Source organism: Acinetobacter sp. AG1 (assembly GCF_001005525.1).
GTDB classification, from domain to species: domain Bacteria; phylum Pseudomonadota; class Gammaproteobacteria; order Pseudomonadales; family Moraxellaceae; genus Acinetobacter; species Acinetobacter modestus.
On sequence record NZ_LBMZ01000100.1, the window covers coordinates 1 to 25309 of the forward strand.

The 25309-nt window shown below is 40.2% G+C and carries 22 protein-coding genes; 15 read left to right on the plus strand and 7 right to left on the minus strand.

Annotated elements, in window-relative coordinates; all coding sequences use genetic code 11:
• Positions 1 to 269 precede the first annotated feature (269 nt).
• From hutC to AAV96_RS05545, 8 genes are all read left to right on the plus strand, one after another.
• On the plus strand, positions 270 to 1022 hold the full coding sequence (hutC, locus tag AAV96_RS05510) for a histidine utilization repressor (protein ID WP_046738595.1): 753 nt from the start codon (positions 270 to 272) through the stop codon (positions 1020 to 1022).
• On the plus strand, positions 1019 to 1600 hold the full coding sequence (locus tag AAV96_RS05515) for a HutD family protein (protein ID WP_005216752.1): 582 nt from the start codon (positions 1019 to 1021) through the stop codon (positions 1598 to 1600). The genes hutC and AAV96_RS05515 overlap by 4 nt, the downstream gene beginning before the upstream one ends.
• A 237-nt stretch (positions 1601 to 1837) precedes the next feature.
• Positions 1838 to 3514, plus strand: coding sequence for a urocanate hydratase (gene hutU, locus AAV96_RS05520; RefSeq protein ID WP_046738596.1), 1677 nt, complete (start codon positions 1838 to 1840; stop codon positions 3512 to 3514).
• Positions 3515 to 3598: 84 nt separating this feature from the next.
• Positions 3599 to 5137, plus strand: coding sequence for a histidine ammonia-lyase (gene hutH / locus AAV96_RS05525; RefSeq protein ID WP_046738597.1), 1539 nt, complete (start codon positions 3599 to 3601; stop codon positions 5135 to 5137).
• A 64-nt stretch (positions 5138 to 5201) separates the two neighbouring features.
• Complete coding sequence (locus AAV96_RS05530; RefSeq protein ID WP_046738598.1) at positions 5202 to 6611, plus strand: amino acid permease; 1410 nt, start codon at positions 5202 to 5204, stop codon at positions 6609 to 6611.
• A 52-nt stretch (positions 6612 to 6663) separates the two neighbouring features.
• Positions 6664 to 7869, plus strand: coding sequence for an imidazolonepropionase (gene hutI / locus AAV96_RS05535; protein ID WP_046738599.1), 1206 nt, complete (start codon positions 6664 to 6666; stop codon positions 7867 to 7869).
• 34 nt (positions 7870 to 7903) lie between these two features.
• Positions 7904 to 8824, plus strand: a complete 921-nt coding sequence (gene hutG, locus AAV96_RS05540) for a formimidoylglutamase (RefSeq protein WP_046738621.1) — start codon at positions 7904 to 7906, stop codon at positions 8822 to 8824.
• Positions 8825 to 8856: 32 nt separating this feature from the next.
• Entirely contained in the window at positions 8857 to 10128 is a 1272-nt protein-coding gene (locus AAV96_RS05545; protein WP_046738600.1) for a Glu/Leu/Phe/Val family dehydrogenase, read from the plus strand.
• A 70-nt stretch (positions 10129 to 10198) separates the two neighbouring features.
• Here AAV96_RS05545 and AAV96_RS05550 read toward each other — a convergent pair whose 3' ends face one another.
• Together AAV96_RS05550 and AAV96_RS05555 are read right to left on the minus strand one after the other, a co-directional pair.
• The gene (locus AAV96_RS05550) at positions 10199 to 11026 is read right to left on the minus strand and encodes an SDR family oxidoreductase (protein WP_046738601.1); all 828 of its coding nucleotides are present in this window, start codon (positions 11024 to 11026) and stop codon (positions 10199 to 10201) included.
• A gap of 37 nt (positions 11027 to 11063) precedes the next feature.
• Positions 11064 to 11780 (minus strand): enoyl-CoA hydratase/isomerase family protein, encoded by a 717-nt coding sequence (locus tag AAV96_RS05555; RefSeq protein WP_046738602.1) that lies wholly within the window; start codon positions 11778 to 11780, stop codon positions 11064 to 11066.
• A 118-nt stretch (positions 11781 to 11898) separates the two neighbouring features.
• On the opposite strand from AAV96_RS05555, the gene AAV96_RS05560 reads away from it, so the two are divergent.
• Complete coding sequence (locus tag AAV96_RS05560) at positions 11899 to 12963, plus strand: AraC family transcriptional regulator (RefSeq protein ID WP_046738603.1); 1065 nt, start codon at positions 11899 to 11901, stop codon at positions 12961 to 12963.
• On the opposite strand, the gene AAV96_RS05565 is transcribed toward AAV96_RS05560, so the two are convergent.
• The 4 genes from AAV96_RS05565 to AAV96_RS05575 all read right to left on the minus strand — a co-directional run bounded on the left by AAV96_RS05565 (position 12960) and on the right by AAV96_RS05575 (position 17008).
• Positions 12960 to 14372 carry a PLP-dependent aminotransferase family protein gene (locus tag AAV96_RS05565; RefSeq protein ID WP_046738604.1) on the minus strand — a complete coding sequence of 471 codons (1413 nt, stop codon included), beginning with the start codon at positions 14370 to 14372 and terminating at the stop codon, positions 12960 to 12962. The genes AAV96_RS05560 and AAV96_RS05565 overlap by 4 nt on opposite strands.
• A gap of 61 nt (positions 14373 to 14433) precedes the next feature.
• Positions 14434 to 14556, minus strand: a complete 123-nt coding sequence (locus AAV96_RS18505; protein WP_264673817.1) for a hypothetical protein — start codon at positions 14554 to 14556, stop codon at positions 14434 to 14436.
• Between the two features lie 9 nt (positions 14557 to 14565).
• Positions 14566 to 15570, minus strand: coding sequence for a cytochrome d ubiquinol oxidase subunit II (gene cydB, locus AAV96_RS05570; RefSeq protein ID WP_046738605.1), 1005 nt, complete (start codon positions 15568 to 15570; stop codon positions 14566 to 14568).
• Positions 15563 to 17008 (minus strand): cytochrome ubiquinol oxidase subunit I, encoded by a 1446-nt coding sequence (locus tag AAV96_RS05575; protein WP_046738606.1) that lies wholly within the window; start codon positions 17006 to 17008, stop codon positions 15563 to 15565. The genes cydB and AAV96_RS05575 overlap by 8 nt, the downstream gene beginning before the upstream one ends.
• A gap of 352 nt (positions 17009 to 17360) precedes the next feature.
• On the opposite strand from AAV96_RS05575, the gene AAV96_RS05580 reads away from it, so the two are divergent.
• A complete protein-coding gene (locus AAV96_RS05580) occupies positions 17361 to 18185 on the plus strand; it encodes a hypothetical protein (RefSeq protein WP_046738607.1) in 825 nt (274 codons plus the stop codon).
• 42 nt (positions 18186 to 18227) lie between these two features.
• Complete coding sequence (locus tag AAV96_RS18245; RefSeq protein ID WP_171249124.1) at positions 18228 to 18401, plus strand: hypothetical protein; 174 nt, start codon at positions 18228 to 18230, stop codon at positions 18399 to 18401.
• A gap of 94 nt (positions 18402 to 18495) precedes the next feature.
• On the opposite strand, the gene AAV96_RS05585 is transcribed toward AAV96_RS18245, so the two are convergent.
• Positions 18496 to 19503, minus strand: coding sequence for a helix-turn-helix domain-containing protein (locus AAV96_RS05585; protein WP_004662668.1), 1008 nt, complete (start codon positions 19501 to 19503; stop codon positions 18496 to 18498).
• 169 nt (positions 19504 to 19672) lie between these two features.
• Between AAV96_RS05585 and AAV96_RS05590 the strand changes: the two genes are divergently transcribed.
• The 4 genes from AAV96_RS05590 (at position 19673) to AAV96_RS05605 (ending at position 25303) form a co-directional block, all read left to right on the plus strand.
• A complete protein-coding gene (locus AAV96_RS05590; protein WP_004662666.1) occupies positions 19673 to 20674 on the plus strand; it encodes a putative solute-binding protein in 1002 nt (333 codons plus the stop codon).
• A 53-nt stretch (positions 20675 to 20727) separates the two neighbouring features.
• Positions 20728 to 21639 carry a metal-dependent hydrolase gene (locus tag AAV96_RS05595; RefSeq protein WP_046738622.1) on the plus strand — a complete coding sequence of 304 codons (912 nt, stop codon included), beginning with the start codon at positions 20728 to 20730 and terminating at the stop codon, positions 21637 to 21639.
• An 81-nt stretch (positions 21640 to 21720) separates the two neighbouring features.
• The gene (locus tag AAV96_RS05600) at positions 21721 to 22728 is read left to right on the plus strand and encodes a putative solute-binding protein (protein ID WP_004662661.1); all 1008 of its coding nucleotides are present in this window, start codon (positions 21721 to 21723) and stop codon (positions 22726 to 22728) included.
• Between the two features lie 166 nt (positions 22729 to 22894).
• Positions 22895 to 25303 carry an FdhF/YdeP family oxidoreductase gene (locus AAV96_RS05605; protein ID WP_046738608.1) on the plus strand — a complete coding sequence of 803 codons (2409 nt, stop codon included), beginning with the start codon at positions 22895 to 22897 and terminating at the stop codon, positions 25301 to 25303.
• Positions 25304 to 25309: the final 6 nt, after the last annotated feature.

A 25309-nucleotide genomic window follows, 5' to 3' on the forward strand; every position in this document is an offset into this window, starting at 1 on the left:
TATTTTTAGAGCAATCGTGTATGTCATAAAAATAAATAAGTTTAGAAATTATCAGATGATTTTTTTAAAGTCAATTTCTCTATTTAATATAATAGTTTGATAAATATAAATTAATTTTTCTTATGAATCATTTAAATAATATTTGTTAATAACGATCTTTATAGCACTTTATATAAAGTAAAACATGATTCAATTGTATAAGCTTGTATATACAAATAACATCATATTCATATACAATGCTTTAGATTATTTAGTATGAGTTTTAGCCAATGTCAAGAGCGTCAAAGCAAAACGATCTGGATTTATCTTTAGAAGAAGATAGTCCTATTCCATTGTATTTGCGCGTGAAACAAATGATTTCACAGAAAATCTATGAAGGAACTTGGTCTGTAAATAAAAAGATTCCTTCTGAGAGTGAATTGGTTAATTTGTTGGGTTGTAGCCGTATGACAGTGAACCGTGCCTTACGTGAACTCACCAGCGAAGGTCTATTGGTGCGTATACAAGGTGTAGGCTCTTTTGTAGCAGAGGGACAAGGACGAACGGCTCTATTTCATGTCAATAACATTGCTGAAGAGATTATTGCCCGAAATCATAAGCATCGTGCGGAAGTATTAGTACTTGAACAAATTCAAGCTAATACAGAGCAAAGCGTACTTATGCAAATTCGAGAGGGACAAAAGTTATTTCATTCAATTATTGTACATTATGAAAATGATGTACCCGTACAGATTGAAGATCGTTTGGTTGATCCTGTGTCAATTCCTGATTATTTGGCGCAGGATTTTAAATCAATTACACCCAATGCTTATTTGATGTCGAAAGCGCCTGTAACCGAAGGTGAGCATGTCGTAACAGCAATTCTGGCCTCAGCGCAAGAGTGTAAATGGCTGAAAATTAACAAGACAGAACCATGCTTATTGATTCGTCGCCGTACATGGTCAAACAAACAATTGATTTCTAGTGCTCGATTGATTTATCCGGGTAGTCGTTATTATTTGGAAGGTAAATTTACCCAATGATTGAGCTGTTAAAAGCTGTTAATTATAAGAGAATGCGATGGAAAAATGGTGCTGGTTATACGGTTGAACTTGCGCGTAGTGAGGGTGATAGCCTAGAGCTGTTTGATTGGCGAATTTCCATGGCTGATGTTAAAACATCTGGTGATTTTTCCAAATTTAATGGTATGCAACGCATTCTGACTGTATTAGATGGTCAGGGCATCGTATTGAATATTGATAATAATTTTCGACGCCTCAAAACCTTACAATCAGTTCAATTTAATGGTGACAGTAATACCAGTTGTGAGTTGATTGATGGATCTATTCGGGATTTTAATCTGATTTATGATCCACAAAAATATCACGCACGATACCAGTGGATTGTTGATTCTACAAACTCAGAAATATTTAGCTCAGCCGATTTCATTTTTATTTTTAATCAGAGCCTAGAACTTTTAAAAGTTGAAATTGCGCAACAGATTTTCTATCTGGATCATCAAGATAGTCTTAAAATTGACAATGAAAAATTGTTGAAAAATATTGTTTTAGGTCAACAAATTTTAAAGAAAATTTGTCTAATTGAACTGATAAAAATCTAAATCGTCTTCACTTTTTTAAACCCATACAATTTGTGGTTGTATGGGTTTTTTATTGTCAATTAAAAAATAAATCAATTAATTTCATTAACTTGTAATTTATTTTTATAAAAAATAAAAATGCATCTTTTCAAGATAAAAGATTTGTGTAGTATATGGATGTATATACAAGTTAATACATTGCTATACAGTAAAAGCAGATTAATTTACGGTTAAAATCTCAAAGGAAGGAGTCCGATTGTGACAACAACGACAACAAAATTTCGTGATGTAGAAATTCGCGCACCACGTGGTACACAGCTCAATGCAAAAAGCTGGTTAACTGAAGCACCACTTCGCATGTTGATGAATAATCTTGATCCTGATGTTGCAGAAAATCCAAAAGAGCTTGTTGTTTACGGTGGTATTGGTCGTGCTGCACGTAACTGGGAATGTTTTGACAAGATCGTTGAAACACTTAAAAACTTAGAAACAGATGAAACTTTATTGGTTCAATCGGGTAAGCCCGTCGGTGTATTTAAAACCCATAAAGATGCGCCGCGTGTTTTAATTGCGAACTCGAATCTTGTACCACATTGGGGAACTTGGGAGCATTTCAATGAATTGGATGCGAAAGGTTTGGCAATGTATGGTCAGATGACGGCGGGTTCTTGGATTTATATTGGTAGCCAAGGCATTGTACAAGGCACTTATGAAACCTTTGTAGAAGCAGGTCGCCAACACTATAACGGCGATTTAACAGGTCGTTGGGTGTTGACTGCAGGTTTAGGCGGTATGGGCGGTGCACAACCTTTAGCTGCAACATTAGCAGGCGCATGTTCACTCAATATCGAATGCCAACAAACCAGTATTGATTTTCGTTTACGTACCCGTTATGTCGATGAGCAAGCAACTGATTTAGATGATGCTTTGGCGCGTATTGAAAAATATACCAAAGAAGGTAAGGCAGTTTCGATTGCACTACATGGCAATGCAGCAGAAATCCTACCTGAATTAGTTCGTCGCGGTGTACATCCAGATATGGTGACTGACCAAACTAGCGCACATGATCCATTGAATGGTTATTTGCCAATTGGCTGGACATGGGAAGAATACCGTCAACGCGCGAAAACTGAACCAGAAGTTGTGGTGAAAGCAGCGAAACAATCGATGGCGCAGCACGTTCAAGCGATGTTGGATTTCCAAAAAATGGGTGTTCCAACTTTTGACTATGGCAATAACATTCGTCAAATGGCACAAGATGAAGGTATAGAAAATGCCTTTGATTTCCCAGGCTTCGTTCCTGCGTATATCCGTCCATTGTTCTGTCGCGGTGTTGGTCCATTCCGTTGGGCTGCACTTTCAGGCGATCCAGAAGATATCTATAAGACAGATGCCAAAGTAAAAGAGTTAATCCCAGATGATGAACATTTACATCGCTGGTTGGATATGGCGCGTGAACGCATCAGCTTCCAAGGTTTGCCAGCACGTATTTGCTGGGTGGGTTTAGGTTTACGTGCAAAACTTGGTTTGGCATTTAATGAAATGGTTCGTAGCGGCGAACTTTCAACACCGATCGTGATTGGTCGTGATCACTTGGATTCAGGTTCAGTTTCTAGTCCGAACCGTGAAACCGAGTCAATGAAAGATGGTTCAGATGCCGTATCAGACTGGCCATTATTGAATGCCTTGCTGAATACAGCAGGTGGTGCGACTTGGGTGTCATTGCATCACGGCGGTGGTGTAGGTATGGGCTTCTCTCAACACTCAGGTGTGGTGATTGTGTGTGATGGAACAGATGAAGCAGCAGCTCGTATTGCACGTGTACTGACAAATGACCCTGCAACAGGGGTAATGCGTCATGCCGATGCGGGTTATGACATCGCAATTGATTGTGCCAAAGAGCAAGGCTTGAACTTGCCAATGATCACACAATAAACAGACAAGGACATTACGATGCTTTTTGCAATTGTGTAAGCAGCATCGTAAGAGAACAATAGAGTGCAAAACAGGACGCCAATAATGGAACTTCTAATTCAACCGGGCAAACTTAGCTTAGCAGATCTGCGCCATGCTTATTTAAATCCAATCAAAGTCAAACTCGATGACAGCGCTTCTGCTGGGATCAATGCGAGTGTTGCTTGTGTCGAACAAATCGTCAATGAAGGCCGTACTGCTTACGGGATCAATACGGGTTTTGGTTTACTTGCATCAACTAAAATTGCACCAGAAGACTTAGAGCAATTACAGCGTTCTTTGGTGCTGTCACACGCTGCTGGCGTGGGTGAGCCGCTTGATGATGCGATGGTGCGTCTGATCATGTTGCTGAAAGCAAATAGCTTGGCACGTGGCTTTTCGGGTATTCGCCGTAAAGTGATCGATGCCATTTTGGCGTTGATCAATGCAGAAGTTTATCCCCATATTCCATTAAAAGGTTCTGTTGGTGCTTCTGGTGACTTGGCACCACTGGCACATATGTCTTTGGTGTTATTGGGTGAAAGCAAAGCACGTTATAAAGGTGAATGGTTGCCAGCCGTTGAAGCGCTTAAAATTGCGGGTTTAGAGCCAATTTCTTTGGCTGCGAAAGAAGGTCTAGCACTTTTAAATGGTACACAAGTTTCAACAGCTTATGCTTTACGTGGTTTGTTTGAAGCAGAAGATTTATTTGCTGCTGCAACCGTATGTGGTGGTTTAAGTGTTGAAGCAATGCTGGGTTCACGTGCGCCATTTGATGCGCGTATTCATGAGGTCCGCGGTCAACGTGGTCAAATTGATGTGGCTGCTGCATATCGTGACTTACTGACTGATTCAAGTGAAATTGCACATTCACATGAAGACTGTAGCAAGGTTCAAGACCCGTACTCACTTCGTTGCCAACCTCAGGTGATGGGTGCTTGCTTGACTCAAATTCGTCAAGCCGCAGAAGTATTAGCAATTGAATCAAATGCCGTATCAGATAACCCATTGGTATTTGCAGCAGAAGGTGATGTGATTTCGGGTGGTAACTTCCACGCTGAACCTGTGGCGATGGCTGCGGATAATCTTGCATTGGCGATTGCAGAGATTGGTTCACTATCAGAGCGTCGTATTTCGATGATGATGGATCGCCACATGTCACAGTTGCCGCCATTCTTGGTTGCCAATGGTGGGGTCAATTCAGGCTTCATGATTGCTCAAGTAACAGCCGCTGCGTTAGCAAGTGACAACAAAGCACTTGCACATCCTGCTAGTGTTGATAGTTTACCAACTTCTGCAAATCAGGAAGACCATGTTTCTATGGCACCGAATGCAGGTAAACGTTTGTGGTACATGGCTGACAACGTTCGCGGCATTCTTGCAGTTGAGTGGTTAGGTGCATGTCAAGGTCTTGATTTCCGTGAAGGTTTGAAGAGTTCTCCAAAACTTGAGCGTGCGCGTAAAGTGCTGCGTGACCAAGTGCCTTATTACAGTGAAGATCGTTTCTTTGCGCCAGATATCGAGCAGGCAAGTGAATTGCTCGCAAGTGGTTGCCTGAACGAATTACTGATTCCAGAACTATTACCGAGTTTGTCTAACGTGTGATCAATAAAACGGTCACATGGAGTGGCCGAATCTAACTAAATTTCCTCAAGGATTGGAGATTATAATGTCACAACACTCCACACTACAACGGGGGTTAAATGCCCGCCATATCCGATTTTTAGCACTTGGTTCTGCGATTGGAACTGGATTATTTTATGGTTCGGCTTCTGCGATTAAACTCGCAGGTCCATCAGTGTTATTGGCTTATGTGATTGCTGGTATCGCGATTTATATCGTGATGCGTGCTTTAGGCGAAATGGCGGTACATAATCCTGTATCGGGTTCTTTTAGTCATTATGCATCTCATTATATTGGCCCATTAGCAGGTTTTGCGACAGGCTGGACTTACGTTTTTGAAATGGTCATTGTTGCCATTGCCGATGTGACCGCTTTCGGGATTTACATGGGCTTTTGGTATCCTGATGTCCCACGATGGATCTGGATTTTATCCGTAGTTTCATTCTTGGGCGCGATTAACCTCATTCATGTAAAAGTCTTTGGTGAATTAGAGTTCTGGTTCTCTCTGATTAAAGTTGTTGCCATTGTTGCTATGATTTTGGGTGGGTTTGGTTTACTTCTTTATGGTTTTCATGGCGATCATGGCAGTGTTGCTAGCATTCAAAACCTTTGGATTCACGATGGCTTTATGCCAAATGGGATTGCAGGTTTGGTTGCGTGTTTCTCTGTAGTGGTGTTTGCTTTTGGTGGTATTGAAATTATTGGTATCACTGCGGGTGAATCAGAAAATCCAAAAACTACGATTCCACGTGCAATTAATGCTGTTCCAGTACGTATTTTATTATTCTATATCTTAACGATTTTTGTTTTGATGGCAATTTTCCCTTGGAACCAAATTGGTAGTCAAGGTAGTCCATTCGTTCAGATCTTTGAAAATTTAGGCATCAAATCAGCTGCAACTGTATTGAACATTGTTGTAATTACTGCTGCGATCTCTGCGATCAATAGTGATGTATTTGGTGCCGGTCGTATGTTGTACGGTATGGCAAAAGAAGGTCAGGCACCAAAAGCATTTACCAAACTTTCTCGTAATGGCGTGCCATATATGACAGTGATGGTCATGGCGGGTGTGTTATTGGTTGGTGTGGTTTTAAACTACCTGATTCCAGAAAACGTCTTTATGATTATTGCATCAATTGCAACCTTTGCGACCGTTTGGGTCTGGTTGATGATTTTACTTTCTCAAGTTGCGATGCGTCGTAAGTTATCTAATGCTGAAATTAAAGCCCTTGATTTCCCTGTGATTGGCTGGCCAATCGCACCTGCATTTGCAATTGCATTCATGCTATTTATCTTTGGTGTGATTGCATATTTCCCTGACTCAAGACCTGCAATTTATGTTAGTGCAACGTGGTTAGTTCTACTTTGGATTGCTTATACCATTTGGGTGAAACCCAAGCAAAACACAGTAAAAGAAAATCAAACCATGCAACAAAATATCGAAATGGAAAGCTAATAGTCACACTACTCAGGTGTAAACCAAATCTGAGTAGTGAGAGGAATTTTGAATGAAAAAGCTTTGGAAAAATTGTCATATTGCCACGATGCAAGATGGGCAATATTCTAGTATTGAACACGCTGCAATGGTTACTTCAGGGCAGCATATCCATTGGGTTGGCGCATTAAAAGACCTTCCTGCCGATGCTTATTCCGAAACCATTGATTTGAATGGCGCATGGGTCACACCTGGCTTGATTGATTGCCATACGCATAGTGTATTTGGTGGAAATCGTAGCATCGAGTTTGAAAAACGCTTGCAAGGTGTCAGTTATGCTGAAATCGCAGCCAGCGGTGGAGGGATTGCCAGTACGGTTCGCGCCACGCGTGAAGCGAGTGAAGAACAGTTGCTGGCATCTGCTTTGAAACGAGTTCGTTATCTGCTCGAAGATGGTGTCACAACCATTGAGATTAAGTCAGGTTATGGTCTCGATTATGCCAATGAACGAAAAATGCTACGAGTGATTCGTCAGATCGCAGAAACTTTGCCGATGACAGTACGTGCCACTTGCTTGGCTGCGCATGCTTTACCACCAGAATATCAAGATCGAAGCGATGCTTATATCGAACATATCTGCAATGAAATGCTGCCAAAATTACACCAAGAAGGTTTAGTGGATGCAGTCGATGCCTTTTGTGAATATTTGGCATTTTCGCCAGCTCAAGTCGAACGTCTATTTAAAACAGCCCAGTCTTTAAACCTACCGATCAAGTTGCACGCTGAACAATTATCTTCGCTTGGAGGTTCAAGTTTGGCAGCGCGTTATCAGGCTTTATCAGCAGACCATTTAGAGTTTATGACGGAAGATGATGTCAAGGCGATGGCGGCTGCGGGCACAGTTGCTGTGTTATTGCCGGGTGCATTCTATTTCTTGAGAGAGACTAAATATCCACCATTAGACAGTTTGCATCAACATGGTGTGCGTATCGCATTATCCAGTGATTTAAATCCGGGCACATCGCCAGCTTTATCTTTACGTTTAATGATGAATATGGGCAGTACCTTATTTCGTCTAACGCCTGAACAAACATTGGCAGCTGTAACAATTCATGCAGCACATGCGTTGGGTCTGCAAAGCACGCACGGTAGTTTAGAGCAAGGCAAAGTTGCTGATTTTATTGCGTGGGATATTGAACATCCGTCGGAAATTGTCTACTGGTTAGGTGGTGATTTGCCGAAACGAATCATTCAGCATGGCACCGAAATTTCGATTTAGGCTCAAAACCAATTTTTAAAGAGTTGTATTCATGATGAACCATTCATTTAAATGGCAAGGGCGAAAAGATGGTGAAGGTGAACAACATCTACGTATCCATCAGGTGGTCAATACCAGCCAACATGCTGCTTTTGCTTTAATTGGCTTTAGTTCAGATGAAGGGGTAAAGCGAAATAAGGGGCGTTTAGGTGCAGCCGATGCACCTGACATGATTCGTGCACAATTGGCAAACCTGCCAGTACACCAAGCTGTGACGATTGCGGATATTGGTACAGTAGTTTGTGATAATGGACAGTTGGAAAAGGCGCAAGCTGAACTGGCTGAACAGGTCGAACGTAGCTTAAAGCAAGGCATGAAACCCATTGTTTTAGGTGGTGGTCATGAGGTTGCTTTTGGTAGTTTTTCTGGATTATTTCAATATATTCAAAACAACGAGCCAAACAGAAAAATTGGGATTATTAATTTTGATGCGCATTTTGATCTTCGTGAAGCTGAAGAGGTGACTTCAGGAACACCTTTTCTAAATGCAGCACAATTATCAGAACAACATGATCAGGAATTTAATTATCTTTGTATCGGTGTGGCGAAGCATTCAAATACTAAAGTTTTGTTTGAAACAGCGGATCGTTTGAATTGTAGCTATATCTACGACCATGAATTACAACTGACCAATCTTGTAAATTTAATTTCGAAAATTAATGGTTTTATTGAAAAAGTTGACGACTTATACATCACCATTGATTTGGACGTATTTAGCGCCAGTATCGCACCTGGTGTTAGTGCACCAGCAGTCAAAGGCATTGATTTATCAGTCTTTGACCCATTATTAGACGCCATTAAGAAAACTGGAAAAATTAAAGTTTTTGATGTGGCTGAATGCAACCCACGGTTTGATTTGGATAACAGAACTGCCAAATTAGCTGCTTATATCATTTTTAATTACCTATTTGATTGATGATTCAAACGAACTTATCAAAAGGATAAAACATGTCTAATTTATCTTATGTCTCTCAAAATGACGGTCCATGGGCAACTTATCTTAAACAGATTGAGCGTGTTGCTCCATATCTAGATGGTTTAGAAGACTATGTGGACACATTGAAGCGCCCAAAACGTGCTTTGATTGTCGACGTGCCAATTGTGATGGACGATGGCACAATTCGTCATTTTGAAGGTTATCGTATACAACACAACTTGTCACGCGGTCCGGGTAAAGGCGGTATTCGCTATCACCCAGATGTAGATTTAAATGAAGTAATGGCACTTTCAGCATGGATGACAATTAAGACTGCGGTGGTAAATCTACCATTCGGCGGTGCAAAGGGTGGTATCCGTGTTGACCCGCGTCAACTTTCTCCACGTGAATTAGAACGTTTAACACGTCGTTATACCAGTGAAATCAGCCATATTATTGGCCCACAAAAAGATATCCCTGCACCAGACGTGGGTACCAATCCAAACGTTATGGGTTGGATCATGGATACTTATTCATCGGGTCAAGGTCATACCGTGACGGGTGTTGTCACAGGTAAGCCTGTACATCTTGGTGGTTCTCTTGGGCGTATTAAAGCGACAGGTCGTGGCGTATTTATCACTGGTCAACAAGTGGCTGAAAAAATTAAATTACCTTTAGACGGTGCGAAAATTGCGGTTCAAGGATTTGGTAACGTGGGCAGTGAAGCTGCATATTTGTTTGCAGACTCAAAATCGATCATTGTGACGATTCAAGATCACACAGGTACGATTTTCAATCCAGAAGGGATCGATCTTGCTGCGTTGAAAACACACATGGAAACTCACCAAGGTGTGGGTGGCTTTGAGGGTGCTCAAGCGATCAGTGATGAAGAGTTCTGGAATGTAGAGATGGATATTTTGATTCCTGCTGCATTGGAAAGCCAAATCACAGTTGAACGTGCGCAAAAACTAACTGCGAAGTTAGTGCTTGAAGGTGCGAACGGTCCAACATTTCCAGAAGCGGACGATGTATTGGTTCAACGTGGTATTACGGTTGTACCTGACGTCATCTGTAATGCGGGCGGTGTAACCGTATCTTACTTTGAATGGGTTCAAGATATGTCGAGCTACTTCTGGTCTGAGGAAGAAATTAACGAAAAACTAGATAAATTGATGATTCAAGCCATCAATGATGTATGGCATAAATCAAGCGAGAAAGAATGTACATTACGTACTGCTGCTTTCATTTTAGGTTGTGAGCGTATCTTAAAAGCACGTAAAGAGCGTGGTATTTTCCCTGGTTAATTTTATTTTTTAGCTTAGCTTTTAAAATGACCTTAAGACTGATGTTTTAAGGTCATTTTTTATTGTTGAATTAATCCAAAAAGAAATCTTTCTGTAGATTGGTATTTCCGGCGACACATGCATATTGAGAAAAGTCAGTGATGCCAATACGAGACAAAGCTTGTTCATCGGTCAGGCTTTGCCCTGTGAGTTCGCCTTTTGCCGTGCTATAAATCGCAAAAGCTGCATCAGCCATGATCTCAGGTTTACGGCTGACCTGTAAGGTACTTTCCTCACCTAAATTCTTGGATACGGCTGCTGTTGCGATATAGGTTTCAGGCCACAAGGTATTGCAAGAAATACCATATTGGTGAAATTCTTCTGCCATGCCTAAAGTCAAAATCGTCATACCGTATTTAGATAAAGCATAAGGTGCAAGCATACCTAACCATTTTGGCGACATATTTACAGGCGGTGATAAGCTTAAAATATGTGGATTTTCAGATTGCTTTAAAAAGGGCAATGCAGCTTGTGCGCAGATAAACGTTGCACGATGGTTAATGGTTTGGATCAGGTCATATTGTTTTAACGATGTGGATTCCACCCCCATTAATGCAATTGCACCTGCGTTATTAATCAGCACATCAATTCCGCCAAAGGCTTTGGCTGCTTGCTGAATAGCTGTATGGATTTGCTGCTCATCCCTCACATCAAGCAGTAAAGGCAGTGCTTTGCCGCCAGCACCTTCAATTTCTTCAGCCACACTATAAATAGTACCTGTTAATTTAGTTGTCTCGACTTCGGTTTTTGCTGCAATTACGACATTAGCACCTGCCTGAGCTGCTTTTATAGCAATCGCTCTGCCAATACCTCGACTTCCACCCGTAATAAAAACAGTTCTTCCTTGCATATTATTCATTGAAATGTCCTAGATTTGAGTTGTTGTAAACGTTGAATTAGATCATGAAAGGATGTGCAAATTTTTCAGGATCATATAGTTGGCGTTGCTTGGCACTCTCTACAATTCGATGGCGGAGCTGACGTTTGATCACGGCATAGGTTAGGCGGTGCTTTTGTGCCATATCTTCTGCAAATTTAAACACTTCATAACTTAATGATTCGATTGGTTCAATTTGGTGAACGAGTTGGGACTGTAGACATTCAGTGCCTGTCATGGTTTTGCCTGTCAAAGACATTTCCCAGATCGTATGTTGATTGGGAAGTAGTTGTACAATTTCAGCAATGGTATCTGTAAAAGGAATGCCCAGATGGACTTCTGGAAAGCAAAAACGTCCTCGATCTGATCGCATAAATCGGAAGTCACAAGCAGACGCGAGAATTGCACCGCCTGCATAAGCATTACCACCGATTTCAGCAATTACAGGTAAGTTGAGTAGTGCTAAACGGAGCAACATATTTTCAAGTTGCAGGGTAAAGGCTTTTTTATCTTCCAACGATTGTTGCATTAACCAAGCAAGGTCTAAGCCATTACAAAAGGTTTTAGGATGCTCACTTCGAATAATTAAACAGGCATTATTTTTATCACTTTCAATTTCATCAAAAATAGCAAAATATTCTTCTAATACCGCTTTATTTAAAGCATTTTCCTGATTGCCATTGGTTAAATTCAGCACATAGGTCGATTGCTGTTTATCAAGTGTCATGGTTGCCATTTCAGCAATTCCTCATTGTTTTAGTCATCAATCTTGAGGTTATTATTTCGAAGAAAATGCTCGCTCAATAGGGGAGACTATGCCATATTAATGATCATTTTAGGACATAGGATGTGTCATGCGAGATCCTTTTGGATTGTTTCAAGAAACCATATCTGTTTCTTATGCCCATGTATTATTAGAAATCGTTTATGAGTATGGCATCGATGCACACATCGTTTTGCATGGAACGGGATTGATTTCGACTGAAATGCAACAAGCCGATGCCAAGATGAGTGCGCATCAATGGTCAAAATTGGTGGTGAATGCGTTACGATTGACGGGGAATCCGCGTCTTGGGATTGAATATGGGTTTAGGTTACGCCCAACTTCGCATGGGGCTTTAGGGTTTGCATTTCTGAGTTGTGCGGATGTTGAAACGGCATTAAGCCTTTGTCAGCAGTATTTTTGTACTCGAATCCAAAATTTTACCCCTGAATGGCACATTGATGAATCGTTTATCTATGTTTATCTAGATGATGTTCACCCAGTGAAATTAGGTGATGCAGAACAATCCGATCAGTTGAGACATTTTTTGATCGAGAGCTTATTATTTGGAGCAATTCATTTTCTTACCTTATTTTCTGAGAAAATTGCAGAAAGTTGTGAGGTTTTTGTGGATTGGGCAGATGCTCAGAATTATGACAAAATTGATTTATCCGAGATAAAGATTCATTTTAATCAAACACGTAACGGTTTTCGATTTTCTAGAAAATATTTACATTGTAAGAATTCGAATGCAGATCAAGTCGCATTCCAACAGGCTATTTTGTATTGTGAAAATGACAAGCTTAAACTCGTAAAAGAAAGTACTCGGGACTTACAAAAAAGTATTCGCTCCGAGTTGTTGTATCATTCCAGTCACGGTTATCCCTCACTTCCATTGATTGCGCAACGTTTAAATATGTCAGAACGAACTATTAAGCGGCATTTACAAGCACAGGGCACTACATTTTTGCAAATCTTGGCTGAGGTTCGGTTTAATCAAGCCAAGAAATTACTGCAACAGCAGCAATATAGTATTCAGGATATTGCTGGTTTGGTGGGGTATGAAGAAGCCACCAATTTTATTCGTGCTTTTAAAAAGATGTTTGGGGAAACACCAAGTCAGTATCGCAAAAATAATCTGTCCAAGCTGAATTAATTGGGTATTTGATGTTGAATCGTCGTGGTGAATAACTCTAGCGAATGCTGAATCTGTTCTGTCCATTCAAAAGAACAATTCATACGAATAAAATGTTGATGTGAGGGCAACACATTAAATAAGGGGCTTGGCGCAACGCCCACCTGCTGTTGAATAAGCTGTTCATAGACTTGCATACTGCTGACTTTGTCTGGGAGTTGAATCCATAGAAAATAACCGCTTGGATAGTTATACACCTTACAGTCTTGCGGCAAATGTTGTTTGAGATATTGAAAGAACTGCTTTTTATTCTTTTCTAATGCGCGTCGCAGAGTTCTTAAATGCTTTTCATAATGATGATGGGAGAGGAATTCCACCAGCGCATTTTGGATCAAGGCGTTGGCAGAAATAGTACTCATCAATTGTAAATGTTGAATATGTTCAGAGAATTTACCTGCATAGACCCAGCCCATACGGAAACTTGAGCCTAATGTTTTAGAAAAAGAAGAACAATGTAATACTAGATTTTGTTGGTCAAAATACTTCATTGGCAATGGTTTCTGGCTGCCATAAAACATTTCTTCATAAACATCATCTTCGATTAAATGAATTTGATGTTCATGCAACAATTTAGCGATTTTATATTTGATGTCATCGCTGACAGTAAAGCCAATAGGGTTATGTGCATTCAGCATAAACCAGCAAACTTTGATTGGATAATTTTTGATGACTTGTTCAAAAGCCTCGATATCAAAGCCATGCTGTGGATGTTCTGGGATGGTGATGACTTTTAAACCTAAACGTTCAGCAGCCTGCCAAGCGCCATAAAAAATTGTTTGCTGCAATAAAATATAATCACCAGGTTGAGTAATCGCTTGTAGTGAAAGATTTAATGCTTCTAGTCCTCCTGATGTAATGACAATGTCATCTGCATCGGTTGGAATCCCTTGCATACAATAGCGTTGCGCAATCAGCTTTCTGAGTGCAAAATTACCGGGAGGTAAATTTGAAGTTTGGTCATAACTATGTCGATTGCGTGAAAGTTGCCCCATGATTTGAATCAACTTTGGGGGATACAGCAACTGACTGTCTGGAAAGGCAGAACCTAATGGGCTGACTTTGGAAGATTGAATCGACTTGAGATATTTAAAAACCAGTGAGTTAATTTCAATTTTCGGATTTAAAGACACCACTGAATAGGCTTGCGGAATCTGAATATGATTTTGCTCAGCCACAAAATAACCTGACTTTTCTTTTGAATAAATCAGCCCTTGTGCTTCCAGTTCTTGGTAAGCATTCATCACGGTAATAAGACTGAAACCTGATCGTTGTACTTGCTCACGTAAAGAGGGTAACTTGGTGTGTGGCTGCCAAGAACCATTTTCAATAAGCAGTTTCAAGTTATGTGCTAATTGTTCTGATTTATACATAAAATAAAGTAAATCCGTATTGATGGAATAGCCCTCATCTAAAAGCTATTCCACCCATTTTTTAATAAGCAAACATCAAGAATAATCTAAATAGACCTGCAATGATGGCGAGTGCAAAAAATCCGACTAACCATAAGATTATAAACCATTGGGTTGGATTTAAATGCAGCGATTTTATTTTCATACAAAGCTCCTAGTGATAGCCTTCATCACCAATACGGACTTTATCCCGAAATACCCAGTACGACAGGATGGTATAGGCAATAATCACCGGAATTAAAATCACAGCACCGATTAAGGCAAATTTTTGACTTGAGTAGGGTGCTGCTGCTTCCCAAATTGTGACTGAGGGAGGAATGATATTCGGCCAAAGACTGATCACAAAACCTGTAAAAGCTAAAAACACCAAAGCTAAAGTATAGATAAAGGGTTTGAAATCTTGCCGTTGTTTACATGCTTTTAAAATAAGGAATGTAAATAATAAGACCAAGATGGGTACAGGACTAAAATAAAGAAGATTCGGCAAAGCAAACCAACGTGCTGCAATTTCAGGATGGGTGAGTGGCGTGTATAAACTGACGCCTGCAAATATTATGAACAATACAATAATCAACTTAGGCATCAGTCCATACATTTTAGCTTGTAGTTCGTGATCTGTTTTCATGATCAACCAACCACAGCCGAGTGCTGCATACATCACAACTACGCCTAAACCTGTAAAAAGTGAGAAAGGTGTGAACCAATCCAAACCTGAACCAGAGAAAATTCCATTGGTGGTTTGGATACCCTGAATATAAGCACCTAAAATTACCCCTTGTAGGAAACTAGATAGAATTGAACCCCAAATGAAGGCTTGATCCCATAGGTATTTGGTGCGATTGGCTTTAAATCGAAACTCAAAGGCAACCCCACGGAAAATCAGTGCAGTCACCATCAGGATAATCGGCATATATAACGCAGACAGTACGGTTGAATAAACTAAAGGAAAGGCTGCAAATAACCCTGCGCCGCCCAATACCATCCATGTTTCATTACCATCCCACACAGGTGCGACAGTATTCATCATCACATCACGTTCTTCGCTGCTTTTAATGAAGGGGAATAGAATCCCAATCCCGAGATCAAAACCATCCAAAATGACATAGATCAGGACACCAAGTCCGATAATGCCGACCCAAATCAGAGATAAATCAATCATGGTGTTTCTCCTTGTTTGGGGCTTGTTGATCAATGCTTTCATCGACTGCACTGAGTGGACGCATCGGTGTTTTGAAATGTCCATGACCTGCGGGTTCTAGATCAATCGCTTCAATAAATTCAGGGCCTTTTTTCAAGAGTTTCAACATATAGTAAATGCCGCTACCAAACACGATGGTATAGACCAGTACGAAGATAATTAAACTGATTCCGACTTGATCGGCTGTCACTGCATGGGATAAACCATCTTTAGTTCGCATCACGCCGTAAATCACCCACGGTTGACGACCGACTTCAGTCGTAACCCAACCTGCAAGTAGCGCGATATAACCTGTAGGTCCCATCACCAAAGCAAATTTATGAAACCAAGATGAACCATACAGTTTGCCTTTTTTGCGCAGCCATAAAGCGAATAAAGACAGCATAACCATCAACATCCCCAGAGCAACCATGACACGGAAACTCCAAAACACAATGGTGGCATTTGGGCGGTCTTCAGGCGCAAAGTCTTTTAAACCTGTGACTTTACCTTCCATAGAATGGGTGAGTATTAGACTGCCGAGATGAGGAATTCCGACTTCATAGAGATTTTCTTCTTTATCCATGTTCGGAATGGCGAACAGCAGGAGTGGCATACCTTCATCGTGATTGGTTTTCCAATGACCTTCTATGGCTGCTAATTTTGCAGGTTGATGTTTTAAGGTATTCAAACCGTGATGATCACCAATCACCACTTGTAAACATGAAGTGGCGAGTACCATCCAAAGCCCCATTGAAAAAGATTTTTTAATGAGTTCGTCACGGCGACCTTTGATCAAATGCCATGCCGCGGTACCCACCACTAATAATGAGGAGACTAAAAATGCGGCAACTGCCATATGCGCAAAGCGATAAGGGAAGGATGGGTTAAACACGATCGCCCACCAATCAGTTGGGATGATAATGCCATTTTCGACACTGAAGCCTTGCGGCGTCTGCATCCAACTGTTGGAGGATAGAATCCAGAACATGGAAATACAGGTGCCGATTGCAACCATCAATGTGGCAAAAAAGTGTGCCTTGGGGCTGACACGCCCCCAACCGAACAACATGATGCCGAGAAATCCAGCTTCTAAAAAGAATGCACTTAAAACTTCATAGGTCAGCAAGGGGCCAGTAATACTTCCTGCAACACGGGAAAATTCACTCCAGTTAGTGCCAAACTGGTAACTCATCACCACGCCAGAGACGACCCCCATCCCAAAGGCAACAGCAAAGATTTTGATCCAAAATTTGAATAACTCTTTGTAAATCGGATTTTGACTACGTAACCATTTCCATTCCAGCATGGCAAGAAAACAGGCGAGACCAATTGAGGTGGCAGGAAAGATAATGTGAAATGAAACAGTAAATGCAAACTGTATTCGAGCTAATTCTAAAGCAGTGAGACCAAGATCCATATATCCTCTCCTATAACAGACGAGCAGAAGCAGTCGCTAGGAAAATGTGAAAAATAGACTTAAATAATTGAAGGTAAATAAAATGGTGAGCTCTATCCACATCTGATCTAAAAACTATCTAAGCTAAGCAGGATTCATGATCGAATTTTTTTTTGTATATGAGTAGATACAATTTCTTATTGTTTTTTTATAACAGATTGATAGAAATGAAATGATCTGTTATATGTTTTTAGCCAAACTCTGTAGCTATTCAGCTGTCTATACCTCATCCAAAATAACAGCATCAAGCAAGTGTTTCGAATCAAAACACTTGTAAATCGTTTTGCATAGAAAGATTTTGACTGGATGGCGTATGACAATGTTTGTAACCAAAGAACTTAATGCGATGACACGTTTGTTTCAAGACAGAGAGCCATCGCAATCGGTACAGGAACAACTACGTCTTGAATATGTCAATCTGGAAGCCACTTTATTAAGGGGCAAGGTTTTAAGAGATTTTTCTAAAGATAGCGTTGCTTATATTGCACAGTCTTCGATTGGCGAAAATGATAATAATCTAGGGTATTTATTTGCGCCATTTATTATTGCCAATTTAAATCAGTCAGTGATTTATACAACACCTGTCGTGCCGTCAGTATTAGCAATTCTGAATCCCTATTTTCAGGCAGAAAAAAGTGTCAATCTCAAAATTGAACAAGTGCTGCATAGCCTAAAGCTTTATATTGATCTGGTTGATTCCCCAAAGACAGAAGAGGATTTTCTGTTTCGTTGTCTAGTCAAGGCTTTGTGCCGAACTGATATCTTTCATATCTTTTTAGTCACACATTTGCCGATTGATCTGACACAGGTAAAGATCTTAGAAGATTATTTTGATGTAAAAATTAATGTCATTCACGCTGATAAGACTGAAAGTATGCTGAATGATGAGTTAATCAATACACGAAAATTGTTATTTAAACACAAAGATGAGTGGCATAAAAAACTCTGTATTTTATTTGCTCAGTTGAATGCTCCACTCATCGCAGAAATTGGTCAATTTAGCCAAGCCCAATCGGCTCATCTGATAGAAGATATGTTTTATTCAGAACATATTTTTGAAAAGTTATCGGTCTATGCCGAATACATGCAAACCCGTATTCAAAATGGCGCCAGTTTTAAAATCTTGTCCACGATGTGATTGTATCGAATTGAATTTTAATATTTGAATAGGAGCAGACTCATGTCTCAGGAACAATCGAAATTCCCATACCTTGCAGTAGGAATCAGTATTCTATTAGACTGTTTATTTCTTGTCTTTTTCTTTCTTGCTGTGAGCAATCAGCCGGATTATATGCCATCACAACAGAAACAGAATGCTTCGCAAGTTCAGTCATCCACAGCACCCCGTAAATAATGAGCCATTATGGAAAAATATCACTTTTTTCTTACTGGTGATTAGAGCATTCACCAGTAAGTTTTTTTACTTTCCATGATTATAATATTTGCGTTTAAGTGTCATAACGCCGTGGTGTAGTTGACGTCCAACGTTTGAATGCCCGAGAGAAGTTTTTAGTATTGCTATAGCCGAGATGATCTGCAATATTTTCGAGGGATAAATTGGGATTTTTCAGGAGTTGAATGGCTTTTTCACATCTGACTTTTTCGACAAGCTCCCTAAAATTTGTGCCTTCACTTTCTAGTTTTCTCTGTAAAGCACGTTCAGACATTTGTAGCTTCTTTAAAATTTCAGTTAAGGGACTAATACCCATAGCTTCGTCATAGATTAAATCTTGTACGGTGCGATTAAAACTATTTTGTTCTAATAACTTACGCAGTTGAGATTTACATTCCTCTCGTGCAAAACGTTCTGCGATCGCGTCCGAATGAAGTAAAGGAAGATCTAAAATTTCTTTTTTAAACTCCAGACGAGTAATCGGACGATTAAATCTAACTTCTCCAGGAATTAAGGGGAGTAATTTATCAAAATAATCGGGTTTGCTAAATTGAACATCTGCATAGCCTGTTAATTCATGTCCTGATATATTTTTCCCCATTTTGGCAAAGCCCAATAAAAGTGCAATTTGAATGATCTCATCTAAATAATAAGCTTCAGTCTGTTCAAATAAAATAACAGCATATTGATCTTGAATATCAAGTTTGATGGTGTGAATACTGGATTGAAGTGAAATGAATTCTTGAGCGATATTTAGTGCTTGTCTGACATTTGCAGCCAACATTGCTGCCATCCCCATCAAGCCATGACAGGTAATGGTCATTTGCATACCCAGATAAAAACCAAACTCTAAAGGTGGTACGTGGGTGAGTTCAAGTGCCCGTTTCAAAATGTTCATCACGATTTTAGCATCAGCACGCCATAAGGGCTGTACAAGTTGATCAGGATCAAGACCTGAATCCTTTAATAATTCATTCGCAGAAATATTCCAACGTGAAACCACATCAACGATGAGGGCGATATACGTACCTGGAACGGTCTTTTCTACTTCTTTTTTCATCATAATTATGCTGTCGGAAAATGATACTAAAATGGCTTGCGAAGAACTATTACAGCATTTTTTTTTATTTAAAAATAGCCGCATCAGACATCTAGCTTTGCAGTTGGTAATTTTATCGTTACTGCTATTTGATATGTCTCAATGAATTAAAAAAAACGGCATTAGGATTAGTATGAAAAAAGGGATTTTGATTACAGCCTTTATCTCAGTATTTTCGACTGCTGCACAAGCGAAAGTTGATATTTGTGTATTCGATTTACTGGGTAAGGCGGGCGAGTCTTATAAAATTGTAGAAGAATGGGCTTTAGCTGCAAAAATATGGAATGCAGAGCTTAATCTTATTCCTTATCAAGATGAAGCCAAAGCACAAAACGATTTTGAAGCAGGGAAATGCGATGGCGTATCCATGACTTCAATGCGTGCACGTAAATACAATAAATTCGCAGGTTCAATTGATGCATTAGGCGCGATTAATAGTAATTCAATTGCACAAAAAGCGATTAGCTATGTATTAGACCCTCGTAATAAACACAGATTAGTGACAACTGTAGCTGGGGATCAATTCGAGGTGGCTGCAATCGCTCAAATTGGTTTGGCTTACGTATTTGTCAAAGATAAAAGTATTAATACTATAGAAAAAGGCAAGGGCAAAAGGTTTGCTTATTTACATTATGATCAAGCGCAAAAAATGATAGTCGATCGACTAGATTTAGTGGGCGTGCCTTCAGAAATTTCAGATTTTGCGAAGAAGTTTAATAATAACCAAGTCGATGTAATTGCAGCCCCAGCATATGCTTACAAGCCTTTAGAAATTAGTAAAGGTCTTGGAAGTAATGGCGCTATGTTTGATTTTCCCGTCATTAATTTAACAGGTGACATCATTATTCGACCTGAAAAATTTCCAGCAGGATTTGGATTGAAATCGCGAGCTTGGGCAACGAAGCAGTTATCTAAAAACTTTGCCACCATTTCCCGTTTAGAAGCTGAAATTCCAGCGAAGTATAAACAAAGTCTTTCCAGTGAAGATAAACGCCGTTATCAACAAATGTTACGTGATGGACGAATGGAGCTGACCAAACTTGGGGTGTATGACCCAGTCATGATGGGGGTTTTAAAACGTGCACGTTGTACGGTTGAACGCACCAATTTTGAATGTTCATTGAGTGGTGAATAGCTCAAAGATTTGTTTAAACATTGAAAATGCTACAAAGAAAAGCTGAGGTTCATATGAATGCACACACGCAGCATCACAAACTGGTTGCACGATCTGTAAAGTTTGATTTTTCCAACTCTCCAGTGCAATGGATTCCAAATGATGCAATCTGTTCACACTTGATCAATGGGATTAATTTAATCTTACCTGCGGGAGAGTTTTGGTTCTGTCGTGTTTATAATAAAGCCTTACCCTATTTGAAAGATCCTATTTTAACAGATGATGTAAAAGGATTTATTCGACAAGAAGCGACCCATGCACGTGCACATCAAAGTGCTCAGGAGTTTTTGAAACAGCATAACTATGATTTAGAGCCTTCATTTAAAAAAATTAATTGGATTTTTAGTGTGCTACTCGGAGAAATTCCATTAGGGATTAAGGCATTAGATATTCAAGCTTTGGCACACTTTTGGTTAATTACGCGTGTGGGCGTAGTTGCAGCGATTGAACATTTCACAGGCGCACTTGGGCAATGGTGTATGGATAACACATCATGGGACGAGGCTGATCCGGTCATTGCAGATATGTTCCGTTGGCATTTGGCTGAAGAAGTGGAACATCGTTGTGTTGCATTTGATTTATTTAAGGAAATTCTACCAAATCCTGTACTTTTTTATCTTTATCGTCAGTTTTTAATGCTGCTGGTTTTCCCTATTTTTATTTATTTACTGGCCGATATTGCACGTGACTTAGGTAAACAAGATCCAGACATCAGTATTCGAAAAATTTTTAATCGAAATTTTTGGAGATTATTGCCGATTTATCAAAAACAGGCGAAAGCAACCGACAATGGACCTACATTAACTTTTTTAACCCAAGCAACGATGCGTTGGATTTCCCCTCGATTTCACCCAGAAACAGAAGGCGATACACAACAAGCTTTAGATTATTTAGCACGTTCAGCGGCTGTTCAGGCACTGAAATAATTGTGTTTAAGGTGGCTAAATAACCACTTCATTTAATGTTTTATAAGGAAACGAACGTATAGTTTGTTGAAGGATGGAAAAATGAAAAAGATTGTACTTGCAATCACAACTGCTTCAATTTTAAGTGTGTCAGCCTCAACCCAAGCTGCAATTGATGTCTGTGTTTTTGATATCTTAGGGAAATCAGGTGAAGCTTATAAAATGATGCAAGATTGGGCATTGGCAGCCAAAGGCTGGGGCGCTGATGTTAACCTGCTTGCCATTACGGATGAACAGGTTGCAGACAATAACTTTAAAGCAGGAAAATGCGCGGGTGTTGCAATGACCGCTATGCGTGCTCGTCCTTATAATAAATTTGTAGGTTCTATTGATTCTCTGGGTGGTGTACCAAGTGATGAGATTGCGAAACGTGCCATTACTTTTGTTTCAGATCCACGAAATGCTGCGAAAATGACGACTAATCTTGGGGGTAATAAATATGAAGTGGTCGGCATTTCGCCACTAGGTTCTGCTTATATTTTTGTCCGAGATAAAAGTATTAATTCAATTGAGAAAGCGGCAGGTAAGAAGTTTGCTGTATTAGGGTATGACGATGCACAAAAATTAATTGTACAACGTGTTGGAGCGCAAGCCGTACTTTCAGATATTTCTAACTTTGCTGCGAAATTTAACAATGGTCAGGTGGATATGATCGGCGCACCTGCTTATGCCTATAAACCATTAGAGTTGAGTAAAGGCTTAGGCACTAATGGAGTCATGTACAATTTTCCTGTACTTCAAGTGACGGCAAATCTAGTGATTCGACCTGAAAAATTCCCAGCAGGTTTTGGTCAAAAATCTCGTGATTGGTCGGTTAAGCAATTACCGAAAATCTTTGCAACGATTAAACGTTTAGAGTCAGAGATACCAGCAAATTATAAAATGAATTTAACAGCAGAAGATAAGTTGAAATATCAAAAAATGATGCGTGATGGTCGTATTGAATTAACTCAGCGTGGCATTTACGATGCGAGCATGATGTCAGTTTTAAAGAAAGCACGTTGCTCAGTGGATAAAGCAAATTTTGAGTGCGCTTTAGCGGGTGAATGAATCTACTCATTTTAATTAATGATAAATAAAGCTTAGGTCACTCTAAGCTTTATTTTTTTGTATATAAGAAAAGCTATAAAACAAATCAAGAATAGAAAAGAAATACAATTCATGTTAATTCTATTTATAGATCAAAGGTTAAAAAAGTTCAGATAAAGGCAATACGATGGATAACTCAGAACAAACCATTCATAAGCAAGAAAATACCAGTTTTGCACGAATTGAACCTTATACCCAACCTGCCGGTGGATGGGGGGCATTGTTAAGTGTTGCCCGTAATCTAAAAAGGCAGGATATTTTAAAAAAAGGTTCAATTACTTTACTGAATATTAATCAACCTACTGGTTTTGACTGTCCCGGTTGTGCATGGCCTGAGAAAAAGGATGCACATGCCTTTAACTTTTGCGAGAACGGTGCCAAAGCCGTTGCATTTGAAGCCACCAGTAAAACAGTGACGCCTGAATTCTTTGCCCAACATACAGTCAGCTGGTTATCAGAGCAGAGTGATTTTTATTTGGAAGACCTTGGACGTTTAACCGATCCAATGCGTTACGATCCTGTGACAGATAAATATGTGCCGATTTCTTGGGATGATGCATTTCAACTGATTGCCAAACATCTACAAGCACTCGATCATCCTGATCAAGCGGCATTCTATACTTCTGGTCGTGCCAGTAATGAAGCCGCTTTTTTATATCAACTTTTTGTCAGAAGCTTCGGAACCAATAACTTTCCTGATTGTTCCAATATGTGTCATGAAACTACCAGTGTGGGTTTAAAAGATGCGATAGGTTTAGGCAAAGGTACCGTTATTCTGGATGACTTCGATCAGGCCGATGCTATCTTTAGTTTCGGGCATAACCCGGGGACTAATCATCCACGTATGTTAGCAACCTTGAGAGAGGTCTCAAGACGTGGGGGCAATATTGTTGCGATTAATCCAATCAAAGAACGCGGTTTAGAGCGCTTCCAAGATCCGCAAGCACCATTGGAAATGATGACCAATGGTAGTACGCCAATCAGCCGTTACTATTTCCAACCTAAAATTGGTGGTGACTATGCATTGATGTTTGGGGTGATGAAGCATTTATTGGAATGGGATAGAAAGGCACTGGCTAAAGGAAAATCAAGTGTTTTTGATCGTAGCTTCATTGAAATGAATACGATTGGTTTTGATGAAATGTTGGCTGAGATTGATAGTACGGCATGGTCTGAAATTCATAAACATACGGGGCTTTCACCTGAGCATTTAGAGTCAATTGCCAAGATGTATTTGGAGGCAAAAACCGCCATTTTCTGTTGGGGTATGGGAATTACTCAACATCGTCATGGCACCGCCAATATTCACATGCTGGCGAACCTCATGTTAGCAAGAGGACATATTGGACGGCCAGGTTCAGGGCTTTGTCCAGTTCGTGGACATAGTAATGTGCAGGGTGACCGTACTATGGGTATCAATGAAAACCCAAGTGATAAGCTACTCGATAGTATTGATCGCGTATTTGGCATCAAGTCGCCGCGTAAACATGGTTTTGGCGTGGTCGATACCATCAAGGCGATGTACGAAGGCGATGTCAAAGTCTTTATTGGTTTAGGAGGTAACTTTGCCGTAGCAACGCCTGATACACCTTATACCCAAGAGGCATTACGCCGTTGTAATTTAACGGTCAATATCACGACCAAGTTGAATCGTAGCCATCTAGTTTGTGGTAAAGATGCTTTGATGCTGCCGTGTTTAGGGCGTACCGAAGTGGATATGCAGGTACATGGACCTCAAGCGATTTCAGTAGAAGATTCGATGAGTAATGTGCATCTTTCAGCAGGACGAAATCCACCGATCTCTGAAAATATCTTATCTGAACCCGATATTGTAGCGCGTATGGCAGAAGCAGCATTGCCTGAGAGTCATGTGAAATGGCGCTGGTATATTGAAAGTTATGACCGTATTCGTGACTCGATTGCCGAGGTTTTTGATGAGTTTCATGACTTCAATCAACGGGTTTATCAACCGAGTGGTTTCCATTTAGAGCATCCAGCCAATCAGCACGTCTGGAACACACCAAGCGGCAAAGCACAATTTTTGATTACGCCATTGGTCGAAGTATATGAAGACAAAGAAAATCAGTATGCTGCAGCTTATAGTGAGCAACAAGTTTATACATTGATGACGACACGTTCGCATGATCAATACAACACTACATTATATGGTTTGGACGACCGCTATCGCGGTGTATTCGGGCAACGTCGAGTGTTATTTATGAATCAAGCAGATATTGATGCAGCAGGCTTTGAGGCTGATCAATGGGTCGATATCGAAAGTGTCTTCTCGGATGCGGTTAAACGGATTGTCCATAGTTTCCGTATCGTGCCTTATAACATCCCGCAAGGCAGTCTAGCCGCTTATTATCCTGAAACCAATCCATTGGTGGCATTGGGCAGTCATGATAAATATGCCAAAATTCCGGCATCAAAAAGCATCCCTGTAATCCTGCATGCGGGTCAGGCACCTGAACATTTTAACCTAGCGATTGCAGTTGATCCTGAACACGCCAATGAACGCGTTAGTGGCGCATAGTTGCAC